The 15,791-nt window shown below is 71.4% G+C and carries 18 protein-coding genes; 4 read left to right on the top strand and 14 right to left on the bottom strand.

Translation table 11 applies throughout. The features are described 5' to 3' along the window. Positions 1-65: 65 nt before the first annotated feature. The 11 genes from AB0F13_RS05755 to AB0F13_RS05705 all read right to left on the bottom strand — a co-directional run bounded on the left by AB0F13_RS05755 (position 66) and on the right by AB0F13_RS05705 (position 9,972). On the bottom strand, positions 66-902 hold the full coding sequence (locus AB0F13_RS05755; protein ID WP_362075687.1) for an S-methyl-5'-thioadenosine phosphorylase: 837 nt from the start codon (positions 900-902) through the stop codon (positions 66-68). Then, on the bottom strand, positions 899-2,260 hold the full coding sequence (locus AB0F13_RS05750) for a cation:proton antiporter (RefSeq protein ID WP_362075684.1): 1,362 nt from the start codon (positions 2,258-2,260) through the stop codon (positions 899-901). Before AB0F13_RS05750 ends, AB0F13_RS05755 begins: the two co-directional genes overlap by 4 nt. Further along, positions 2,241-3,212, bottom strand: a complete 972-nt coding sequence (locus AB0F13_RS05745; protein WP_362075681.1) for a Gfo/Idh/MocA family oxidoreductase — start codon at positions 3,210-3,212, stop codon at positions 2,241-2,243. Before AB0F13_RS05745 ends, AB0F13_RS05750 begins: the two co-directional genes overlap by 20 nt. A 56-nt stretch (positions 3,213-3,268) precedes the next feature. Then, entirely contained in the window at positions 3,269-4,066 is a 798-nt protein-coding gene (locus AB0F13_RS05740) for an HAD family hydrolase (protein WP_362075678.1), read from the bottom strand. Continuing rightward, entirely contained in the window at positions 4,063-5,271 is a 1,209-nt protein-coding gene (locus tag AB0F13_RS05735; RefSeq protein WP_362075675.1) for an MFS transporter, read from the bottom strand. The genes AB0F13_RS05740 and AB0F13_RS05735 overlap by 4 nt, the downstream gene beginning before the upstream one ends. Next, positions 5,272-5,718, bottom strand: a complete 447-nt coding sequence (locus AB0F13_RS05730; RefSeq protein ID WP_362075672.1) for a hypothetical protein — start codon at positions 5,716-5,718, stop codon at positions 5,272-5,274. Continuing rightward, on the bottom strand, positions 5,682-6,848 hold the full coding sequence (locus AB0F13_RS05725; protein ID WP_362075669.1) for a hypothetical protein: 1,167 nt from the start codon (positions 6,846-6,848) through the stop codon (positions 5,682-5,684). The genes AB0F13_RS05730 and AB0F13_RS05725 overlap by 37 nt, the downstream gene beginning before the upstream one ends. 159 nt (positions 6,849-7,007) lie before the next feature. Next, positions 7,008-7,721, bottom strand: coding sequence for an SDR family NAD(P)-dependent oxidoreductase (locus AB0F13_RS05720; protein WP_362075667.1), 714 nt, complete (start codon positions 7,719-7,721; stop codon positions 7,008-7,010). After that, on the bottom strand, positions 7,708-8,469 hold the full coding sequence (locus tag AB0F13_RS05715; protein WP_362075664.1) for a phosphoribosylaminoimidazolesuccinocarboxamide synthase: 762 nt from the start codon (positions 8,467-8,469) through the stop codon (positions 7,708-7,710). Before AB0F13_RS05715 ends, AB0F13_RS05720 begins: the two co-directional genes overlap by 14 nt. Continuing rightward, positions 8,466-9,203 carry an NUDIX domain-containing protein gene (locus tag AB0F13_RS05710; RefSeq protein ID WP_362075661.1) on the bottom strand — a complete coding sequence of 246 codons (738 nt, stop codon included), beginning with the start codon at positions 9,201-9,203 and terminating at the stop codon, positions 8,466-8,468. The genes AB0F13_RS05715 and AB0F13_RS05710 overlap by 4 nt, the downstream gene beginning before the upstream one ends. Continuing rightward, positions 9,190-9,972 carry a hypothetical protein gene (locus tag AB0F13_RS05705; RefSeq protein WP_362075658.1) on the bottom strand — a complete coding sequence of 261 codons (783 nt, stop codon included), beginning with the start codon at positions 9,970-9,972 and terminating at the stop codon, positions 9,190-9,192. Before AB0F13_RS05705 ends, AB0F13_RS05710 begins: the two co-directional genes overlap by 14 nt. 370 nt (positions 9,973-10,342) lie before the next feature. Between AB0F13_RS05705 and AB0F13_RS05700 the strand changes: the two genes are divergently transcribed. Next, positions 10,343-10,807, top strand: a complete 465-nt coding sequence (locus tag AB0F13_RS05700) for a CYTH domain-containing protein (RefSeq protein WP_362075655.1) — start codon at positions 10,343-10,345, stop codon at positions 10,805-10,807. A 208-nt stretch (positions 10,808-11,015) separates the two neighbouring features. Beyond that, on the top strand, positions 11,016-11,741 hold the full coding sequence (locus AB0F13_RS05695) for a LuxR C-terminal-related transcriptional regulator (protein WP_362075653.1): 726 nt from the start codon (positions 11,016-11,018) through the stop codon (positions 11,739-11,741). A 58-nt stretch (positions 11,742-11,799) separates the two neighbouring features. Here AB0F13_RS05695 and crcB read toward each other — a convergent pair whose 3' ends face one another. Both crcB and AB0F13_RS05685 read right to left on the bottom strand, forming a co-directional pair. Continuing rightward, the gene (crcB, locus tag AB0F13_RS05690; protein ID WP_362075650.1) at positions 11,800-12,174 is read right to left on the bottom strand and encodes a fluoride efflux transporter CrcB; all 375 of its coding nucleotides are present in this window, start codon (positions 12,172-12,174) and stop codon (positions 11,800-11,802) included. Then, positions 12,171-12,590 carry a CrcB family protein gene (locus tag AB0F13_RS05685; protein WP_362075647.1) on the bottom strand — a complete coding sequence of 140 codons (420 nt, stop codon included), beginning with the start codon at positions 12,588-12,590 and terminating at the stop codon, positions 12,171-12,173. The genes crcB and AB0F13_RS05685 overlap by 4 nt, the downstream gene beginning before the upstream one ends. 203 nt (positions 12,591-12,793) lie before the next feature. Between AB0F13_RS05685 and AB0F13_RS05680 the strand changes: the two genes are divergently transcribed. Both AB0F13_RS05680 and AB0F13_RS05675 read left to right on the top strand, forming a co-directional pair. Further along, positions 12,794-13,375 carry a TetR/AcrR family transcriptional regulator gene (locus AB0F13_RS05680; protein ID WP_362075644.1) on the top strand — a complete coding sequence of 194 codons (582 nt, stop codon included), beginning with the start codon at positions 12,794-12,796 and terminating at the stop codon, positions 13,373-13,375. Between the two features lie 97 nt (positions 13,376-13,472). Next, complete coding sequence (locus AB0F13_RS05675; protein ID WP_362075641.1) at positions 13,473-14,234, top strand: glucose 1-dehydrogenase; 762 nt, start codon at positions 13,473-13,475, stop codon at positions 14,232-14,234. A 21-nt stretch (positions 14,235-14,255) separates the two neighbouring features. Here AB0F13_RS05675 and AB0F13_RS05670 read toward each other — a convergent pair whose 3' ends face one another. Beyond that, positions 14,256-15,665, bottom strand: a complete 1,410-nt coding sequence (locus AB0F13_RS05670; RefSeq protein ID WP_362075638.1) for an amino acid permease — start codon at positions 15,663-15,665, stop codon at positions 14,256-14,258. Positions 15,666-15,791 lie beyond the last annotated feature (126 nt).

Here is a 15,791-nt window from a genome sequence, read left to right as displayed (position 1 = left end):
GGGATCCGGCTGCGCCGGTGCGATGCGGAACGGCTTGGGGCAGGGGGTGGGCGGGGCGGCCCGGTTCAGGAGAGCTGGAGCCCGGTGTCCTGACCGTCGAGGGCGTGGCTGCACAGGCACGTGCGCTCGGCCGGCAGGGACTTGACGGCGTCGAAGAGCACGGGCCGCAGGCGGTCGATGTTCTGGCCGAAGACCTTCAGGACGTCCTCGTGGGTGACGCCCTCGCCGACCTCGACGCCGGCGTCGAGGTCGGTGACCAGGGCGATGGAGGTGTAGCAGAGGCCGAGCTCGCGGGCGAGCGGCGCCTCGGGGAAGCCCGTCATGCCGACGACCGACCAGCCCTGCGCCCCGTACCAGCGCGACTCCGCCCGGGTGGAGAACCGCGGGCCCTGGATGACCGCGAGCGTGCCGCCGTCCGTGGGCTCCCAGTCGCGGGCGCGCGCGGCGGCCAGGGCGGTCTCCCGGCCCGTGGGGCAGTACGGGTCGGCCATCGACATGTGCACGACGTTCGGGGTCAGGCCGTCCGTGCGCTCGTAGCCGTCGTAGTAGGTCTGCTCACGGCCGTAGGTGCGGTCGACGAACTGGTCGGGGACCACGAGGGTGCCGGGGCCGAGGTGTGCCTGCAGGCCGCCGACGGCGCACGGTGCCAGCACCTGGCGCACGCCGACCGAGCGCAACGCCCAGAGGTTGGCGCGGTAGTTGATGCGGTGCGGCGGCACCGAGTGCTTGCGTCCGTGGCGGGGCAGGAAGGCCACCTTGCGCCCGGCGATCTCCCCGATGAGGAGGGAGTCGCTGGGAGCGCCGTAGGGGGTCTCGACCGCCACCTCGGTGATGTCGTCGAGGAACGAGTAGAAGCCGGAGCCTCCGATGACGCCGATTTCCACGTCCGATACCTGTGTCATTTTTCCACTCCTGATATTTGGAGACCGCGTTCGGTGATTTCCTGGTGCTTTTCTTCCGGCGCCGAGGGCGCCGGGGCCGGCAACTCGCCTTTTCGCACGGCTCTGCCGAGCCATACGCCGGCCATCTGTGAGGTGATGATGGACAGCAGCACGAGGGAGGTGAAGAAGTCCTCGTTGATGATGTGGGCCCCGAAGGCCACCGAGGCGAGGACGATGCCGGGACCGCCGCGCGCGTTCATCGCCACGGCGAGGTTGATGGCCGACCTGTTCGTCTCCCCGGCCATGCGCGCGCCCAGCCATACGCTCAACGACTTGGCGAAGCAGGCCAGTAGGAGGAACCAGAGGAAGAAGAATAGGCTGAAGTGGCGTGCGAGGTCCAGCTTGACGCCGACGACGGCGAAGTAGGCGGGGACGAAGAATCCCAGCGAGATGGACCGCAGGGCGTCGTCCGACGTCCGGGTCTGCGGCGTCGCCGCCTCCGCGCCGCACATGCCGGCGACCAGCGCCCCGAAGACCGGGTCGATGCCGAGGCCCGTGCAGGCCGCGCACGACAGGAACACGAAGACGAGCCGGAAGGCGATCGGACTGCGTACCGCCAGGAAATTCAGCGGACTTGCCGATATCCGGGTGAAGGCCCGTGGCCCCCAGCGCAGGAACACCGTCAGAAAGACCAGGGGCACCGCCGTGAAATAGACGGTGGCCATGGCGACGGAGTCGGTGCCGTAGAGCGCCCACAGCCCGTAGGAATCGCTCGCGTGCGCCTGTGCGACGCCCAGGACGACCGCGAGGACGACATAGAGCACTACGTCCTCGAGGACGGCGACTGCGAGGACGATGCGCGCGAACGCCGTGCGCAGGATGCCGAGATCGAGCATGATCCGGGAGATGACCGGCACACTGGTCACCGCGATGGCCATGCCGAAGACGAGGGCGATCGTGGTGGGTGAGCCGTCGGGCCCGGCGAGGTCGCCGAGGTCGACCGCCTCGGCGACGCCCAGTCCGCACAGGAAGGGCAGCGCCAGCCCCGAGACCGCGATGAGGCCGATCGTCCGCCGCTGCGGGTCGCCGCCCCGGTGGCGCAGCTCCGTACCGGTCAGGTAGACCAGCAGCAGCAGGCCGATCTGGTAGAAGGCGCCGAGCACGGCGGCGGCCGGACCGGTGGTCGGCAGCAACCAGTGCTGCGCCGCGGGCGCGAGTTGGCCGAGGACCGTGGGTCCTGCCACGAGTCCGCCGACGATCTCCCCGATCACCTGGGGCTGGCGCATGAGGTGGAACAGGTACCCGCCGAGGTGCGCGAGCCCGAGCAGGGCGACCAGGGCGATGAGTACGTGGGCTACCTCAGCAGTCTTCAGTGACACGCCCGGCCCGGCTCCCCTCGGTGCTCTTGCGGAGTGCGGCGTCCATGAGGTTGACGGCCGCGAGGCCGTCGTCGAACGTCGCGAGGGTGACGGTGCCCGTCGCCAGGTCGTCGGCCAGGCGCCGGTAGGGGTTCATCGGGTCGGGGCCGGTCAGCTCCTGCCGGGTCCGGGCGCCCGTGGCCAGGGTCAGCACGGCCGATCCGTCGGTGGTGTCGGCGGCCACCCGGACGGTGCCCCGGGTGCCCAGTGCCGCGAACTCCAGCTTCCGCCGCCCGGGAGTGACGCGGGACACCGCCACCCGTGCCCGGGCCGGGTGGCCGAGCGGGCGCAGTTCCACCTGGGCGACGTCGTCCACGTCGACGTCCACCGGGCCCGCCGGGCCGCGACGGGTGTCGTGCACCCGGTGGGTCCATGCCGACTCGACCTCCCAGGTGTTCATTCCCGTCGACCACAGCAGCAGGTCGAAGGCGTGGCAGCCCAGGTGGGCCAGGGCCCCGCCGCCGGCCGACTCGCGCTGCTCCCGCCACGGCGACGGTGTGGCGGGGCCTGCGTGGGAGTCGTCGCTGATGTCGATGTCCAGGGCGATCAGCTCACCGATCGCACCTTGCAGGAGGGAGGTGCGGGCCGAACGCAGCGCGGTGTTCTCCCGCCACTGGAAGGGGACATGGGCCCGGCTCCCGAGCGACGCGGCGAGCTCGGCGAGCTTGAGCGCGGCCGGGGCGTTCTGCGCCAGCGGTGTCTCGCACACCACCAGCATCTCCCGCTGCAGTGCTTCGGTCACCAGCGTGGCGTGGGTGTGCGTCGGCGTGGCCACGACGACCGCTTCCAGGCCGCCCTGCCGGATCAGCGTCAGTGCGTCGGCGCCCGGTTGGGCCACGGCGAAGCCGGGACACGCCGCCAACCAGTCCGCGTGCCGGGCACCCCGCCCGGAACCTATCAGCGCTATGTCCACGTGCGGTTCCTCTCCAAATGTTGCGGTCATTGCTGTGCTCACGCTGTTCGTGCCGGTCAGCTGCGCGTGCGCGCCAGTCGTTCCAGGTAACGGGCGACGCCGTCCTCGTCGTTGGAGCCGGTGACCTCGTCCGCGGCGCGCAGGACGTCCGCGTGGGCGTTGGCCACCGCCACCGAGCGGCCGGCCCAGGCGAACATGGGCAGGTCGTTGGGCATGTCCCCGAAGGCCACGGTGTCCGCGTCGCCCAGGCCGAGCCGGCCGGCGAGCCGCTCCAGGCCCGTGGCCTTGTCCACGCCGGCCCGGGTCACCTCGCAGAACTGGCCGGAGGAGAGGGTGACTTCGTAGCCGGTGGGCAACAGGGCGGCGACGGCGCCGTGGTAGTCGTGCGCGGTGCCGTCCGCCTGGACGATGAGCTTGCCGAAGCCACGCTCGTCGAGCTCCGTCCCCAGCGAGGCGACCCGGAGGGCTTCGCGGCAGTAGACGGGGTCGAGGGCGAACCCTTCCTCCAGGAGGAGGTCCGGCCACCGTTCGGCGCCGAGCCGGACCCCCGGCAGACCGCCGCTCAACGCCTTGAGGGCGATGCGGGCCTCGGCCTGGCCGATGGGCCGGTGGTCCAGGACTTCCTCGCGGCCGAAGTCGTAGGCGATGGATCCGTTGCCGCACACGGCGATGACCGTGCGGCCCAGGGCCTCGGCTATCGGCCGCACGTCGCGGACGGGCCGTGCGGTGGCGATGACGAAGGTGTGCCCGGCCTGCTGTACGGCGCGCACCGCCGCACGGGTGCGCTCGGAGACCCGGGTCCGGGAGTCGAGGAGGGTGCCGTCCAGGTCGGAGACGATCAGGAGAGGGTTCACGGGTGCATGGCCTTCATGGAGCTGTTCTGTGGTGGCTGCGCGGCATCGCGCAGGAGGACGACGGCGACCAGTGCGGCGACGGCCGCGGCCGCTCCGGGGACGAGGAAGGAGGCCCACAGCCCGGCGTGCTGTTCGGCCACGCCGGCCGCCGACGAACCCACGGCGTTGCCGGTGAGCACGGCGGTGACCATCCATGCGAACGCCTCGGTGGCGGTGCCCGGCGGGGCGACGTCCCCGATGATCCCGAAGCCGCAGGCCAGGACCGGGGACAGGAACAGTCCCGCGAGGAAGACCAGCGCGATGGCCACGGCGGGCGGCGGGACGAGCGCGAGCAGGAGGTAGCAGCAGGCCATCCCCGCGAGGAGCACCTGCAGTTGGCGCATGGTCGTCGCCTTCCACTGCCGGGCCCCGTAGTAGAGCCCGCCGACCAGTGCGCCCGCGGCGTTCACGCCGAGCAGGATTCCGGAGAGTCCGGCGTGGCCGATGTGCTCCTGGTAGGCGACGGTGTCGATGTTGAGAGCGCCCAGGCCCACGCCGACGCAGGCCAGGGCGAGCAGCAGCCGGCGCAGCATCCTCGACCGGAGCGGCCCGGCCCAGTCGGGCTGCCGGGGTTCGGCGCGCCACAGCCGGACCGGCTCCGGGGTCACGTACGCCAGCGTGCCGACGATCATGGCGAGGGTGGTGAAGGCGAGCGCGGGGCCGGCTCCGGCCAGCCACCCGATCAGCACGACGAACAGCGGTCCCGCCGCGAACACCACCTCCTGCAGCGAGGCGTCGAGCGCGTAGGCGGAGGCGATGGCGCGTTTGTCGTCGAGCACGCTCGGCCAGAGCGTGCGCAGGCACGGTTCGAGCGGGGGCGAGGACAGTCCCGCCACGGCGGCAGCGGCGGCGGCCGCCCCTGTGTGTCTGCCACCGGCCCAGATCAGGGCGAGGAAGCCAGCCGCCGAGACGAGGGCGCTGACCCACAGCACCCTGGGCTGTCCGAGGCGGTCGACCGCCCGCCCGAGCAGCGGCCCCCCGACGGCGGTGGACAGCCCGTAGAGGGCCGTGATGCCTCCGACGACTGCGAAGCTCATGCCGTGCGACCGCAGGAAGAGGGCTATTCCCAGCGGCGCCATGCCGTTGGGCAGCCGTCCCAGCAGGTTGGTCGCGAAGAGGTAGGTGACGTGGGGCCGGCTGAGGCAGTCCTTGTACGGGGCGAGCATTCAGGAACTCATTTCGGCAGCGTGGCCCTGCGTCGGGAGGAGGGTCAGGGCGATCTCCGCCAGCGCGCCCTCGAGGAAGGTGAGATCGACCTGCGCGTCGCCGCGGAGCTGCTCTGCCCGTGGTCCCCGTCGCAGGTGCAGCCACAGCCACGCGGCGTCGGCGTCGAGCGAGACGCCCGGCCCGGAGTTCTCCGTCACACGGGAGCCGGCGAACGGCGCGAGCCGCTGGACCACGGGCCGGGGCAGGCCCTTGATGTCGACGTCGAGGACCTGGCCCCGGTCGTCCAGGTCGAGTACCGCACGCGCCTGCACGCGCTCGGTATGGATATGCCGGCCGTCCGTATGCTCGTAGCGGATGTGGAGCCGGCCGGTCTCCTGCCGCCAGTCCACCTGCGTCGGCGCGATCATGCTCATCGCGACCGCCCGTACGTCTGACACCACAGCCACGCGATCTCCTCGCATTGCTCCACTGAGAGGTGATGGGCACCGGGGCGGTACTGCCGGGTGGCCAGTTCCCGGATGCACAAGTACATCTCGCAGCACAGAAGGTCATGCAGCCGGCCGACGATCTGCTCGTCCACATGCCTGGGTGCCGCACTGGCCACGACGTACAGCCTGGTGCCCTTGAAGCGGCATACGGCGATGCCCTCCTGCTCTTCCAGGACGGACAGCCCGCCCGCGACAGGGCCGTTCACCGGCCGCCCCGGGGGGCCGTCCGTGAGCACGACCGTCTCGTCCCGCAGGAGGGCCAGCGCATCGCCGTCCCGCAGGAGTTCGCCGCTCGGGTCGACCATGATGTCGGCCCACCCGAGCAGTTCGTCGCGCCTGGTCGCCCGGTGTCCGGCCAGGACCGCCGCGCACATCCGGATGGGGTCCGCGTCGTGGACGCCGACCTGTGCGCCCGCCACGCGCAGGGCGGTGGCGACGGCGGTGTCGCCCGGGCCGAAGCCGAGGAGCCCGACATTGGCGTCGGTGACCGAGCGGCTGAGCCCGTCGCGCAGCACCGACTCCAGGCCGTAGGCGAGCGCGTGTCCGGCCGGTCCCTGCAGGAGGGGGTGGAGCGGGCTGCCCGCCGTCGTGAAGACCGGCAGGTGCGCGGGGCCGGCGGGGACCGGGTCCACCGGGTCGTTCCAGTCCGTGCTCCTGACCACACCGCGCACCGCGTGTGCGTCCAGCAGCGACTGGTCGCAGGCGCCCCACAGCCGGCCCGGGGCCTGCAGGACCACGGCGGCCGACGTCCGGCGGGACACCCGGCCCGCGTACTCGGCGGCCGTGCGCCACAGGTCCTCCGGCCGGTCGGGCACGAGGACCTGTACGTCACCGAGGCCCTCTTCACGTGCCGCGGTCGTCGTCCACCGGGTGGTGATCACCGCGCCCACGTCCAGGGCGCCCGCCAGGACGCGGAGGTACTCGACGGCGCCCGCACTGAGCTCGCCCGCCACGACGAGGCGGGTCTCGGGTACGGGGAAGCGGCGGACCACCTCACGCAGCACGGGCAGCCTGGGCGGGGCCGCGGCGGACAGGGACAGGGCCGGCCGGGCGGTGGCCCGTGCCGGGACGGATGGCTCGCGGGCCATCGGGGCGTTCCCGGGGGGACCGGAGCGACCGAGGTAGAGAGCCGTATGCGCGGTGGGGCTTTGGATCACGGTGGTGTCCTTGGTTCTGCACCTTGTTGCTCGGAGTGACTCCGGGCTCGGACGCACAGCGGCGGCCGGCGGCGGACGGCGTGGGCGGTCCTACACGTGCTGCAGGCGGGCGATACCCGAGACCAGCGGTTCGGGCAGGCGGGCGGGCCGGACCTCGACGTCACCGACGACCAGGTCGGCGGGCTGGTCCTGCACCAGGGCGCCCACACACCGCGCGACGGATTTGGTGGCCATCTTGTACGGGGTGTCGTCGCCGTCCAGGTTGGCGATGGCGCCGGGGCTGACGAGCGTGGCCCGCACGCCGTGGGCCCGCTCCTCCAGCAGCAGCGTCTCGACGAAGGCCTTCAGGGCCGCCTTGGTCGCGCTGTAGGCGGCGCCGCCCTCGAAGAACCGGGTGCCCGCGTGGCTGCCCATGATCACGTACGTGCCGCCGCTGCGGCGCATCGCGGGGAGCGTGGCGCGCACGACCCGGAAGACGGAGGTGAGGTTCACCGCCACCGACTCGTCCCACGCCGCCGTGTCCAGCTCGGCGATGGGTGCGAAGGCACGCGCGACGGCATTGGTGACGCAGGCGTCCAGCCGTCCGAACCCGCGCACCACGGCCTCGACGGCGGCGTCCACGCCCGCCGGGTCCGACAGGTCGCAGATCGTCTCGTGCAGCCACGGCTCGCCCGAAGGGGTCCGGTTCAGGGCGGCCACCCGGTAGCCACGCCCGTGCAGCTCCCGGGCGATGGCCAGGCCGGTGCCTCGGTTGGCGCCGGTCACCAGGGCGACGGGGCCGCAGCCGCGGTCAGGCGATGCCATCGAGCAGCCTCTTCCACTCCGTCACGAGCTCCCCCTCCGACGCCCCGTTCCGGAAGAGGTCCTTGTCCAGCGAGGAGCCGTCGGGGTGCCGCAGCCTCATGCAGTCGGGCGAGACCTCGGAGATCAGCACGGGCTCGTTCGCCTCGTCCTGACCGAAAATGAGGCAGAAGTCCCAGACCTCGACGGGCGCGAGCCAGGAGATGAGCGAGGCGTTGACGGCCAGGGCCCGGTCCCGGAACTCCTCGACGGGCACGCCCAGCGCGCGCAGGTAGTCCTCGCCGATCGGCTGGTCCTCGGGGTCCACGCGGTAGTCGAACTTCACCACCGGCCGCGGCAGGACCGCGTTCTCCTCGAACAGTCCGGGGTACTTCACCAGCGTGGAGCCGATGGCCCGGTTCTTGACGATCACCTCGAACGGCGGCGCCTCGTGATACTCGGCGAGGTACGCGATGGGCGAGAGCCTGCGGATGAACGCGGTGCGGATCCCGGCCTTCTCCAGCTGGGGCGCGGCACGCTCGTAGAAGTCCAGGCGCAGCGGTCCGGTGTCCTGGAACAGCTCGTCGCGGTCGAAGGTGAAGCTGCGCAGGCTGGGGATCAGCTCCACCATGCACAGTCCTGCGGGCAGCAGCCACAGGCGCTTGCTGCGTCCTTCGATGTCCGGGGTGCGGCTCTCGCGCAGGGACCGGAGGGTGTCGTCGGACAGGTCGATCACTTCTGCCCGGCTCGCCGGAAGCGACTGCTCCGTCATGTGGGACGGCCTTTCTCGTCGTGTGCCGCATCGTGGGCGGCATCGTGTGCTGCGTGGTGTGCTGCGTGGTGTGCTGCGTCGTGTGCTGCGTCGTGTGCTGCGTGGTGTGCGGGCCCTTGTGGGGCGCAGAGACCCTGGTTGTGGGCGTGCAGGAGGAGCAGGAGCGTCTTGGCGTCCGCGGCCGGCTGCCGTGAGACCGCGTCGATCGCCTGCTGCAGCGGCAGTTCCCGTACGCGGATGTCCTCGCCCTCCTCGGCCACGCCGCCACCCGGGCCGGTCCGCAGGGCCGGGTCGTACTCCCCGGTGAAGAGGTGGGTGCGTTCCGCGCTCAGCTGGGGCGCCATGTAGGCGGTGAACGCTCTGCGCAGCTCGCGGACGCGGTAGCCGGTCTCCTCCTCGGCCTCGCGCCGGACCGCTTCGCAGGCGTCCGCGTCGTCCAGCAGCCCGCCCGGAACCTCGAGGAGTTCCCCGCCGGGCACGTCGTGCAGCAGGAGTGGCAGCCGGAACTGGCCGGTGAGGACCACCGTTCCCGACGCGCGGGAGTACAGGAGCACGGCCGCACGGTCGCCCCGGTCGAAGCTGAGGCGGGTGAGGTGCTGGACCGTGCCGTCCCGCCGCGTGGCCGCGAGGCGGAATCTGCGCAGGGTGAACCAGTCGTCCGCCACCGTCTCGACGGTTTCGAGCCGGACGGACGGCGTGCCCGGCGCGCCCTGCGGTGGGTCAGGAAGCCGCATGCGCCGTGGCGTTGATGTTGGCGAGGATGTTACGGAGCTTCCCGGCCAGTTCGTCGCGGGTGAACATGGTGTTGCCCGACTGGGTGTCGGTCGACGGGTACGCCGTGTTGTAGACGTTGGAGAAGTCGCGCTCCCGCGGCCCGCGGAGCACCATCGTGCAGGTCATCGCCTCCATCGGCAGCGCCACCCGGTGAATGCGGTGGTACTGCAGGTGGTAGGCGTTCCCCTGCGACTCGGCCGATTCGCCGGTCATTCTCAGTTCGGTCTCACCGACGAACTCGTAGAAGTTCGAGTGCGTGGACACACCCTGCTTCTCGGGGCTGTACCGGTACTGCCGGAACAGGGTCGTCGGATCACCGGGCGCCGCGGCGGCCTCCGGGGAATCCGTGCGGTAGAAGTTCTGGGAGACCAGCCGTCCGGTGAGAATGGTCGACCAGAAACTGAACCGGTGGTCGTGGATCAGCTCGTCGTGCAGCTCTTTCTCGGTGTACGGCGGGCACCACGCATGGAGGGTGAGCCGGTAACCCAGCCGGTCACCGGAGTCGACGAGCACAATCTTGTCGAAATGGTTGACGTGCCGGTACGAACGCGCGGCGATTTCGTCGAGCAGGTCGTCGTCGGCCAGGTATTGATTCAGCAGGTCCGTCATGCAGGGGGCGGCGCCCAGGCGCTTCACCAGGCTGAGGTTGTAGTCCTTCTGACGGTCGCTCGCCGCCACCGGCAACCCGTTGAGCAAGGTCTCCAGATCTTGTGGACGCAGTCCCGTCAACAGGTTTTCCGAAACGGCTTGAACGGTCATCGCTTCCCCCACTTCAGCACATACGCTGGCGTACGCATCGGACATAATTCACGAGCAGTCGAACAGCTATGCGTCCTGGCATTTCTACTCAGTGGTCCGCATCCGGACAAGTGCCCTAAAGTGCTGCTCTTCGGAGGTAGCCGTTCGGCTACCTCCGAAGAGCAGCACCGAAGTTCATCTGTCTGAACGCTCTGGTCAGAACCGACGATCGACCCCCGGTCGACGCCGGGTGACGGCCCGGCCACGACGCGTCCCGCGACGAAACGGGGGCGTCGTAAGCGCGGCGGCGAGCGTTCAGCCTGCGTTTCACAACGCCGCCCAGGATCGAGGGAGTTGCACCATGCCGATGGAGATCGAGCGCAAGTTCACAGTCCGCGACGACGCGCCTTTCAAGGGGCAGCCCGCGGTGCCCGTACGACAGGGGTACCTGGCGCGCGGCGAGCGCGAAGAAGTACGCGTCCGGCGCGTGGGGGACGAATATTCGCTGACGGTGAAGAAGGGCAGCGGGCTCGAGCGGCAAGAATTCGAGACAAGCATTGACGCCGCGCAATTCGATGCTCTATGGCCGGCCACGGAGGGCTGCCGGGTGAGTAAATCGCGTAGGCTCGTTCCGCTTCCGGCGGGCCGAACCGCCCACGTCGACGTCTTCGAGGGCCGGCTCGCGGGACTGGTCACGGTGGAGGTCGAGTTCGAAGACCGGGAGGAGGCCCTCGCCTTTGTGCCGCCGGCCTGGTTCGGGACCGAGGTGACCGACGACGGCCGGTATGCGAACAAGGAACTGAGCTCGAGCGGAATTCCGTCGTGACGGATACGACGCGCGCATGAGCCGGTCCGGGAGCGCGGCCGCCGCGCTCCGGGGCCCGCCCGCCCGGTGGGAATCACCGGCCTCCCGTGATCGGTTCGCGTCAAGAAGCTCCTCATTGGCCGAAAATGACTATTCACATCCCGCTCCGCTGCATACCTTCAGCCCGGGGATCACGCGGCGGGACGACCAGGACCATGGGGGGCCGGGTATGGACGAGCAGCAGGCTGTCGGGGTGCGGGAGTCGTGGGCGCCGTCGCCGGGCGTTCCGGCGGACGGTGCGGGGCCGGGCGATCCGGCCACCCGGCTGCGCGTGCTGTGGCTGGCGCACGACGAGATCGCCTTCTACGGCCTGCCCGCCCTCCTCGACCGGGTCCCGGTCATCGGGGCGCACCGGGTGTGCCAGGAGACCGGCACCGCGCAGCGGCTGCTGCAGGAAGAGCCCTTCGACGTGTGCGTGCTGCCGTTGACGGCATACAGCCACACCCTGGACTCGCTGCTCTCCATGAGCCGCACCCGCCTCGTGCTGAGCCTGTCCGACGCCGCGCCCCCGTTTCCCGGCCACCTGGCCTACGGCAAGACCGTGGACGCCTGGCTCCTGGAGCAGCACATCACGCTCAACTCCCTGTGGGAGACGTTCACCCAGCTGGTGTGGCCCGCTTCCGCTCCCCGGGGCGCGGTGGGGCCGGACGCGGCGGCGGCCGGCCGTGCGGCGCGGGGCCTGAGCAGGGTCACCGATCGTGAGCGTTCCGTCCTGAGGCTGCTGGCGCAGGGGCAGAGCAACCAGCAGATCGCCCGGGCCCTGGGGATCTCCATCCACGGGGTGAAGCGCCATGTCTCCAACCTGCTGCTGAAGTTCGACTGCTCGAACCGGACCGAGGTCGCCCTGGCGGCGGCCCAGCTGCGTCTGGACCACCCGTCGAAGGCCATGACGTGAGGCCGGCCCGCCGTCCGGCGTGAGGGTCGGCAGGGAACTCCACCGGGGTGTCATCGCGTCACCCCCACAGCCCCTGGGCCAGCGCCGCCCCCAGGGATGCCGCGCCGAGACCGGCCACGACGCCCGAGGCCACGTTGGCCGCTGCGAGGAAGCCCGCGCCCCCTTCGGCGAGGCGCAGCGTCTCGTACGAAAACGTCGAGTAGGTGGTCAGCGCCCCGGCCAGGCCGGTCCCGAGCAGGAGCTGGAGGTCCGGCGGTGCGGCGTCCGCCTCCGCGGCCCCGGTCAGCAGGCCCAGCACCAGGCACCCCAGCGCATTGGCCGTGAACGTCCCCCAGGGGAAAGCCCCGTCGTGCCACCGCCCGACGGCACGGTCGATGAGGTAGCGCAGCGGCGCGCCGACCATGCCTCCGGTGATCACCAGTGCCCACGTCATGCGCGCACCCGCTCCCGCCCGGGGACCCGCAGCCGGCGCGCGGCCCGCGCCGCCGACCAGGCCGCGGCCAGGGCGACGAGAGGGGTGCCCGCCGTGCAGGCCAGGCCGGCGGCGGGGCGGCCACCGCTCATCAGGGTCTGGGCGTCGGCGACGTAGGTGGAGAAGGTCGTGAAGCCGCCCAGCACGCCGGTGGCGAAGAAGGGGCGTACGAGCGCGTGCGTGGCCCGTGCGCCGGCGACCGCCACCATCAGGACGCCCATGGCCGCGCACCCCACGACGTTGACCGTCACGGTCGTCCAGGGGAAGGAGCCGGGCGCGTCCGGCCAGAGCCGACAGGCTCCGTAGCGGGCCGCGGCGCCGAGGCCGCCGCCGAGCGACACCGTCCACACGACCACCGGTGTACGGGGCACTTCCACTCACGTCTCCTACTCGCCGGGCGCACGCGGGCGCACCTCATCGCAAGTAGGGACCGTTGGCGGCGTGTTCACCGCGGTTGGAGTACGGCGGGCCCCACCGCCGCGCGGCTCCGGTGGGCAGGAACCGCGGGATTACGGTACCTCACCTCCTCTCCCGCGAGCTTTATTGACCGATCGTTCCAGATAGGACTAGCGTTCTCGACGTGGCCAGGACCAAGGAATTCGATCCGGACGCCGCCCTGCAGTCAGCCCTGGAGCTGTTCTGGCGGCGCGGTTACGAGGCGACGTCGATGGCGGACCTCGTGGAGCACCTCGACATCGCCCGGGCGAGCCTGTACGCCACGTTCGGCAGCAAGCGCGAGCTCTACTTCAAGGCCCTGGAGCGCTACGGCGAGCAGCACGGCCCGGGCATCGTGGCGGAGCTGTCCCAGCCGGGCCCGGCCCTGCCGGCGGTGCGCGCACTGATCCAGCGCTTCGCGCGGGAGGCCGCCCGCGACACGCAGCGGCGCGGTTGCTTCGTGACGAACACGGCCGTCGAGCTCGCCGCGCACGACCCGGACGCGGCGCGCCGCGTCGAGGAGAGCTGGCACTCCGTGGAGACGGCGCTGACCTCGGCACTCATGCGGGCCGGGGCGCAGGGGGAACTCCCCGTGGGCCGCGACCCGGTGGCGCTCGCCCGGATGCTGCTGGTGCTCATACAGGGCATGCGGGTGGTCGGCAAGGTGGACCCGTCCCCGGGCCTGCTGCGGGATGCCGCCGCCCAGGCGCTGGCCCTGCTGGACTGACCGCCGCACTCCCCGCCGTCCGGGCCGACATCGGCATCGGCATCGGCATGCCCGAATTCTGGACCGATCGTTCTTATCTCGTTGAGGAGTAGTCGCCATGACCGCACGCTTCACCGGCAGGACCGTTCTCGTCACCGGCGGCGGCACGGGCATCGGCCGCGCCATCGCGCTCGCCTTCGCCCGTGAGGGCGCCAGGGTCGTGGTGGCGGGCCGCCGCCCGGAGCCGCTGGAGGAGACCGTCTCGGCCATCGAGGCCGAGGGCGGCGAGGCAGCCGCCGTCACCGCCGACGTGACCCGTTCCGAGGACGTACGCGCCCTCGTCGGGCAGACGGTGGCGCGTTACGGCGGCCTCGACGTGGCCGTGAACAACGTCGGCACCTTCATACCGCCCACCAAGGTCGCGGACATCCCCGAGGACGGCTGGCACGCCATCATGGCCACCAACCTCACGGGCCTGTGGCTGTCGATGAAGCACGAGATCGACCACATGCGGGCTCACGGCGGCGGCGCCGTCGTGAACATCTCGTCCAACCTCGGCGCCCACAAGCGCCTGCCCGGCCTGGGCGCGTACGCCGCCGGCAAGGCCGCCGTCTCCGTGCTCACGCGCACCGCCGCCCTGGACCACATCGGGGACGGTGTCCGGATCAACGCCGTCAGCCCCGGGCCCGTCGACACCCCGATGTCCTCCCGCCCCGGCGAGTCCTCCTCGGCCAAGGCCGAGCGGATGAGCCGCGAGGTCCCGGCCGGCCGCGCGGGCACCCCCGAGGAGGTCGCCGCCGCCGTGCTCCATCTGGCCTCCGACGAGGCCGGATACACGGTCGGCACCGAGCTCGTACTCGACGGCGGCGTCACCGCCTGACGGGCCGCGCGGCCGCCGGTCTCAGCCCACCAGCTCCGGCTCGGCGGCCTCGGCCCTGGGCCCGGCCCCGGCGGGCGCCGCGCCGGTGGCGGCGGCCGACGCCTCGGGGTCCGCCGCCGGGCGGCGGGCCACCATCCACACGTAGACGAGAATTCCGGCGAAGAGGAAGAGCACGCCCTGGTAGACCGCCGCGTACCCGGCGCCCGCCACCAGCCAGAAGGAGAAGGCGAACCCGCCGACGGCCAGCACCATGTCGCGCGTCATCCGTCCGGTGCGGACCTTCTCGCGCCGCCCGGTCAGCAGGAAGTACACCTGCGCGGCGGTGGCCAGCAGGTAGGGGACGGTCGCGGAGAAGGTCGTGATCAGGACCAGGATCTCGAAGACCCCGCCCACACCGGCCGTGTAGTTGACGATCGTCAGCACCGAGGCGAGCACGGCCGCGGCGAGCACACCGGCCGTCGGCACCCCGCGCCGCTTCTTGGCGAATGCGGCCGGGAACAGCCCGTCCTTGGCGGCCGCGTAGGGCGCCTGGGCGCTCATGAGCGTCCAGCCGTTGAGGGCGCCCAGGATGGAGATCACGGCGGCTGCCGCGATCAGCGTGCCGCCCCAGTGGCCGCCGAACATCGCGTCGACCGCGTCGGAGAACGGGGCGGTGGAGTCGACGAGCTTGTCGTGCGCGACCGTGCCGAAGACGGACAGGGTGCCCAGCAGGTAGACCACGGCCGCGCCGATGGTGCCGAGCACGCTGGCGCGCCCGACGTTGCGCTCGGGGTCGCGGACCTCGCCCGCGCTCATCGCCGCCGACTCCACGCCCACGTAGCTGTAGAGCAGGATCGCGGCCGACGCCGACAGGCTGCCGGTCCAGCTGCCGCCGCCCTCGGTGAAGGAGCCCAGGTTGGCCGGGTCGAAGAAGAAGACACCGACGACGGCAACGAACAGCAGCGGCACGAACTTCAGCACCGTGGAGACCATCTGCACCACGCCCACCCAGCGCGTACCGGCGAAGTTCGCCAGCGCCGGCAGCCACAGCAGCGCCAGGGCCAGGGCCAGGTCGAGGCCCTTGGACTCCCCGCCCCCGGTCAGCACGTGGAGGTAGCCGACACCGGCGACGGCGAGAGCGGCGTTGCTCACCCAGGTCATGGTCCAGTACGACCATGCCGACAGGAACCCGGCGAAGTCACCGAACGCCTCCCGTGCATAGACATACGGGCCACCGGTACGCGGGTCACGCTCGGCCAGCCGCCCGAAGACGAGCGCGAGCGCGATCGCGCCGATGGTGAGCACGCCGAAGGCGAGCAGGCTGACCGTGCCGAAAGGCGCGACCGAGGCGGGCAGCAGGAAGATGCCTCCGCCGATGATGTTCCCCATGACCAGTGCGGTCGCGGTGGGGAGGCCGAAACGGCGTGCGGGGGTGCCGTCGGTGTCGTGCATGGGAGGTGCGCCTCTCGTGCTGCGGGCAGGTCGCTGATTCTGGGGCGACAGCGCACACCAGTGCAAGAGCAGATGTATGTGCGACAGCACATATTGACCGGCGCTCTCCGGGGCGCCAAATTAGAA

The sequence above is a fragment of the Streptomyces sp. NPDC026206 genome (genome assembly GCF_040638465.1).
In the GTDB taxonomy this organism is placed as follows: Bacteria; Actinomycetota; Actinomycetes; order Streptomycetales; family Streptomycetaceae; genus Streptomyces.
This window is presented reverse-complemented; position numbering and strand designations above follow the sequence as displayed.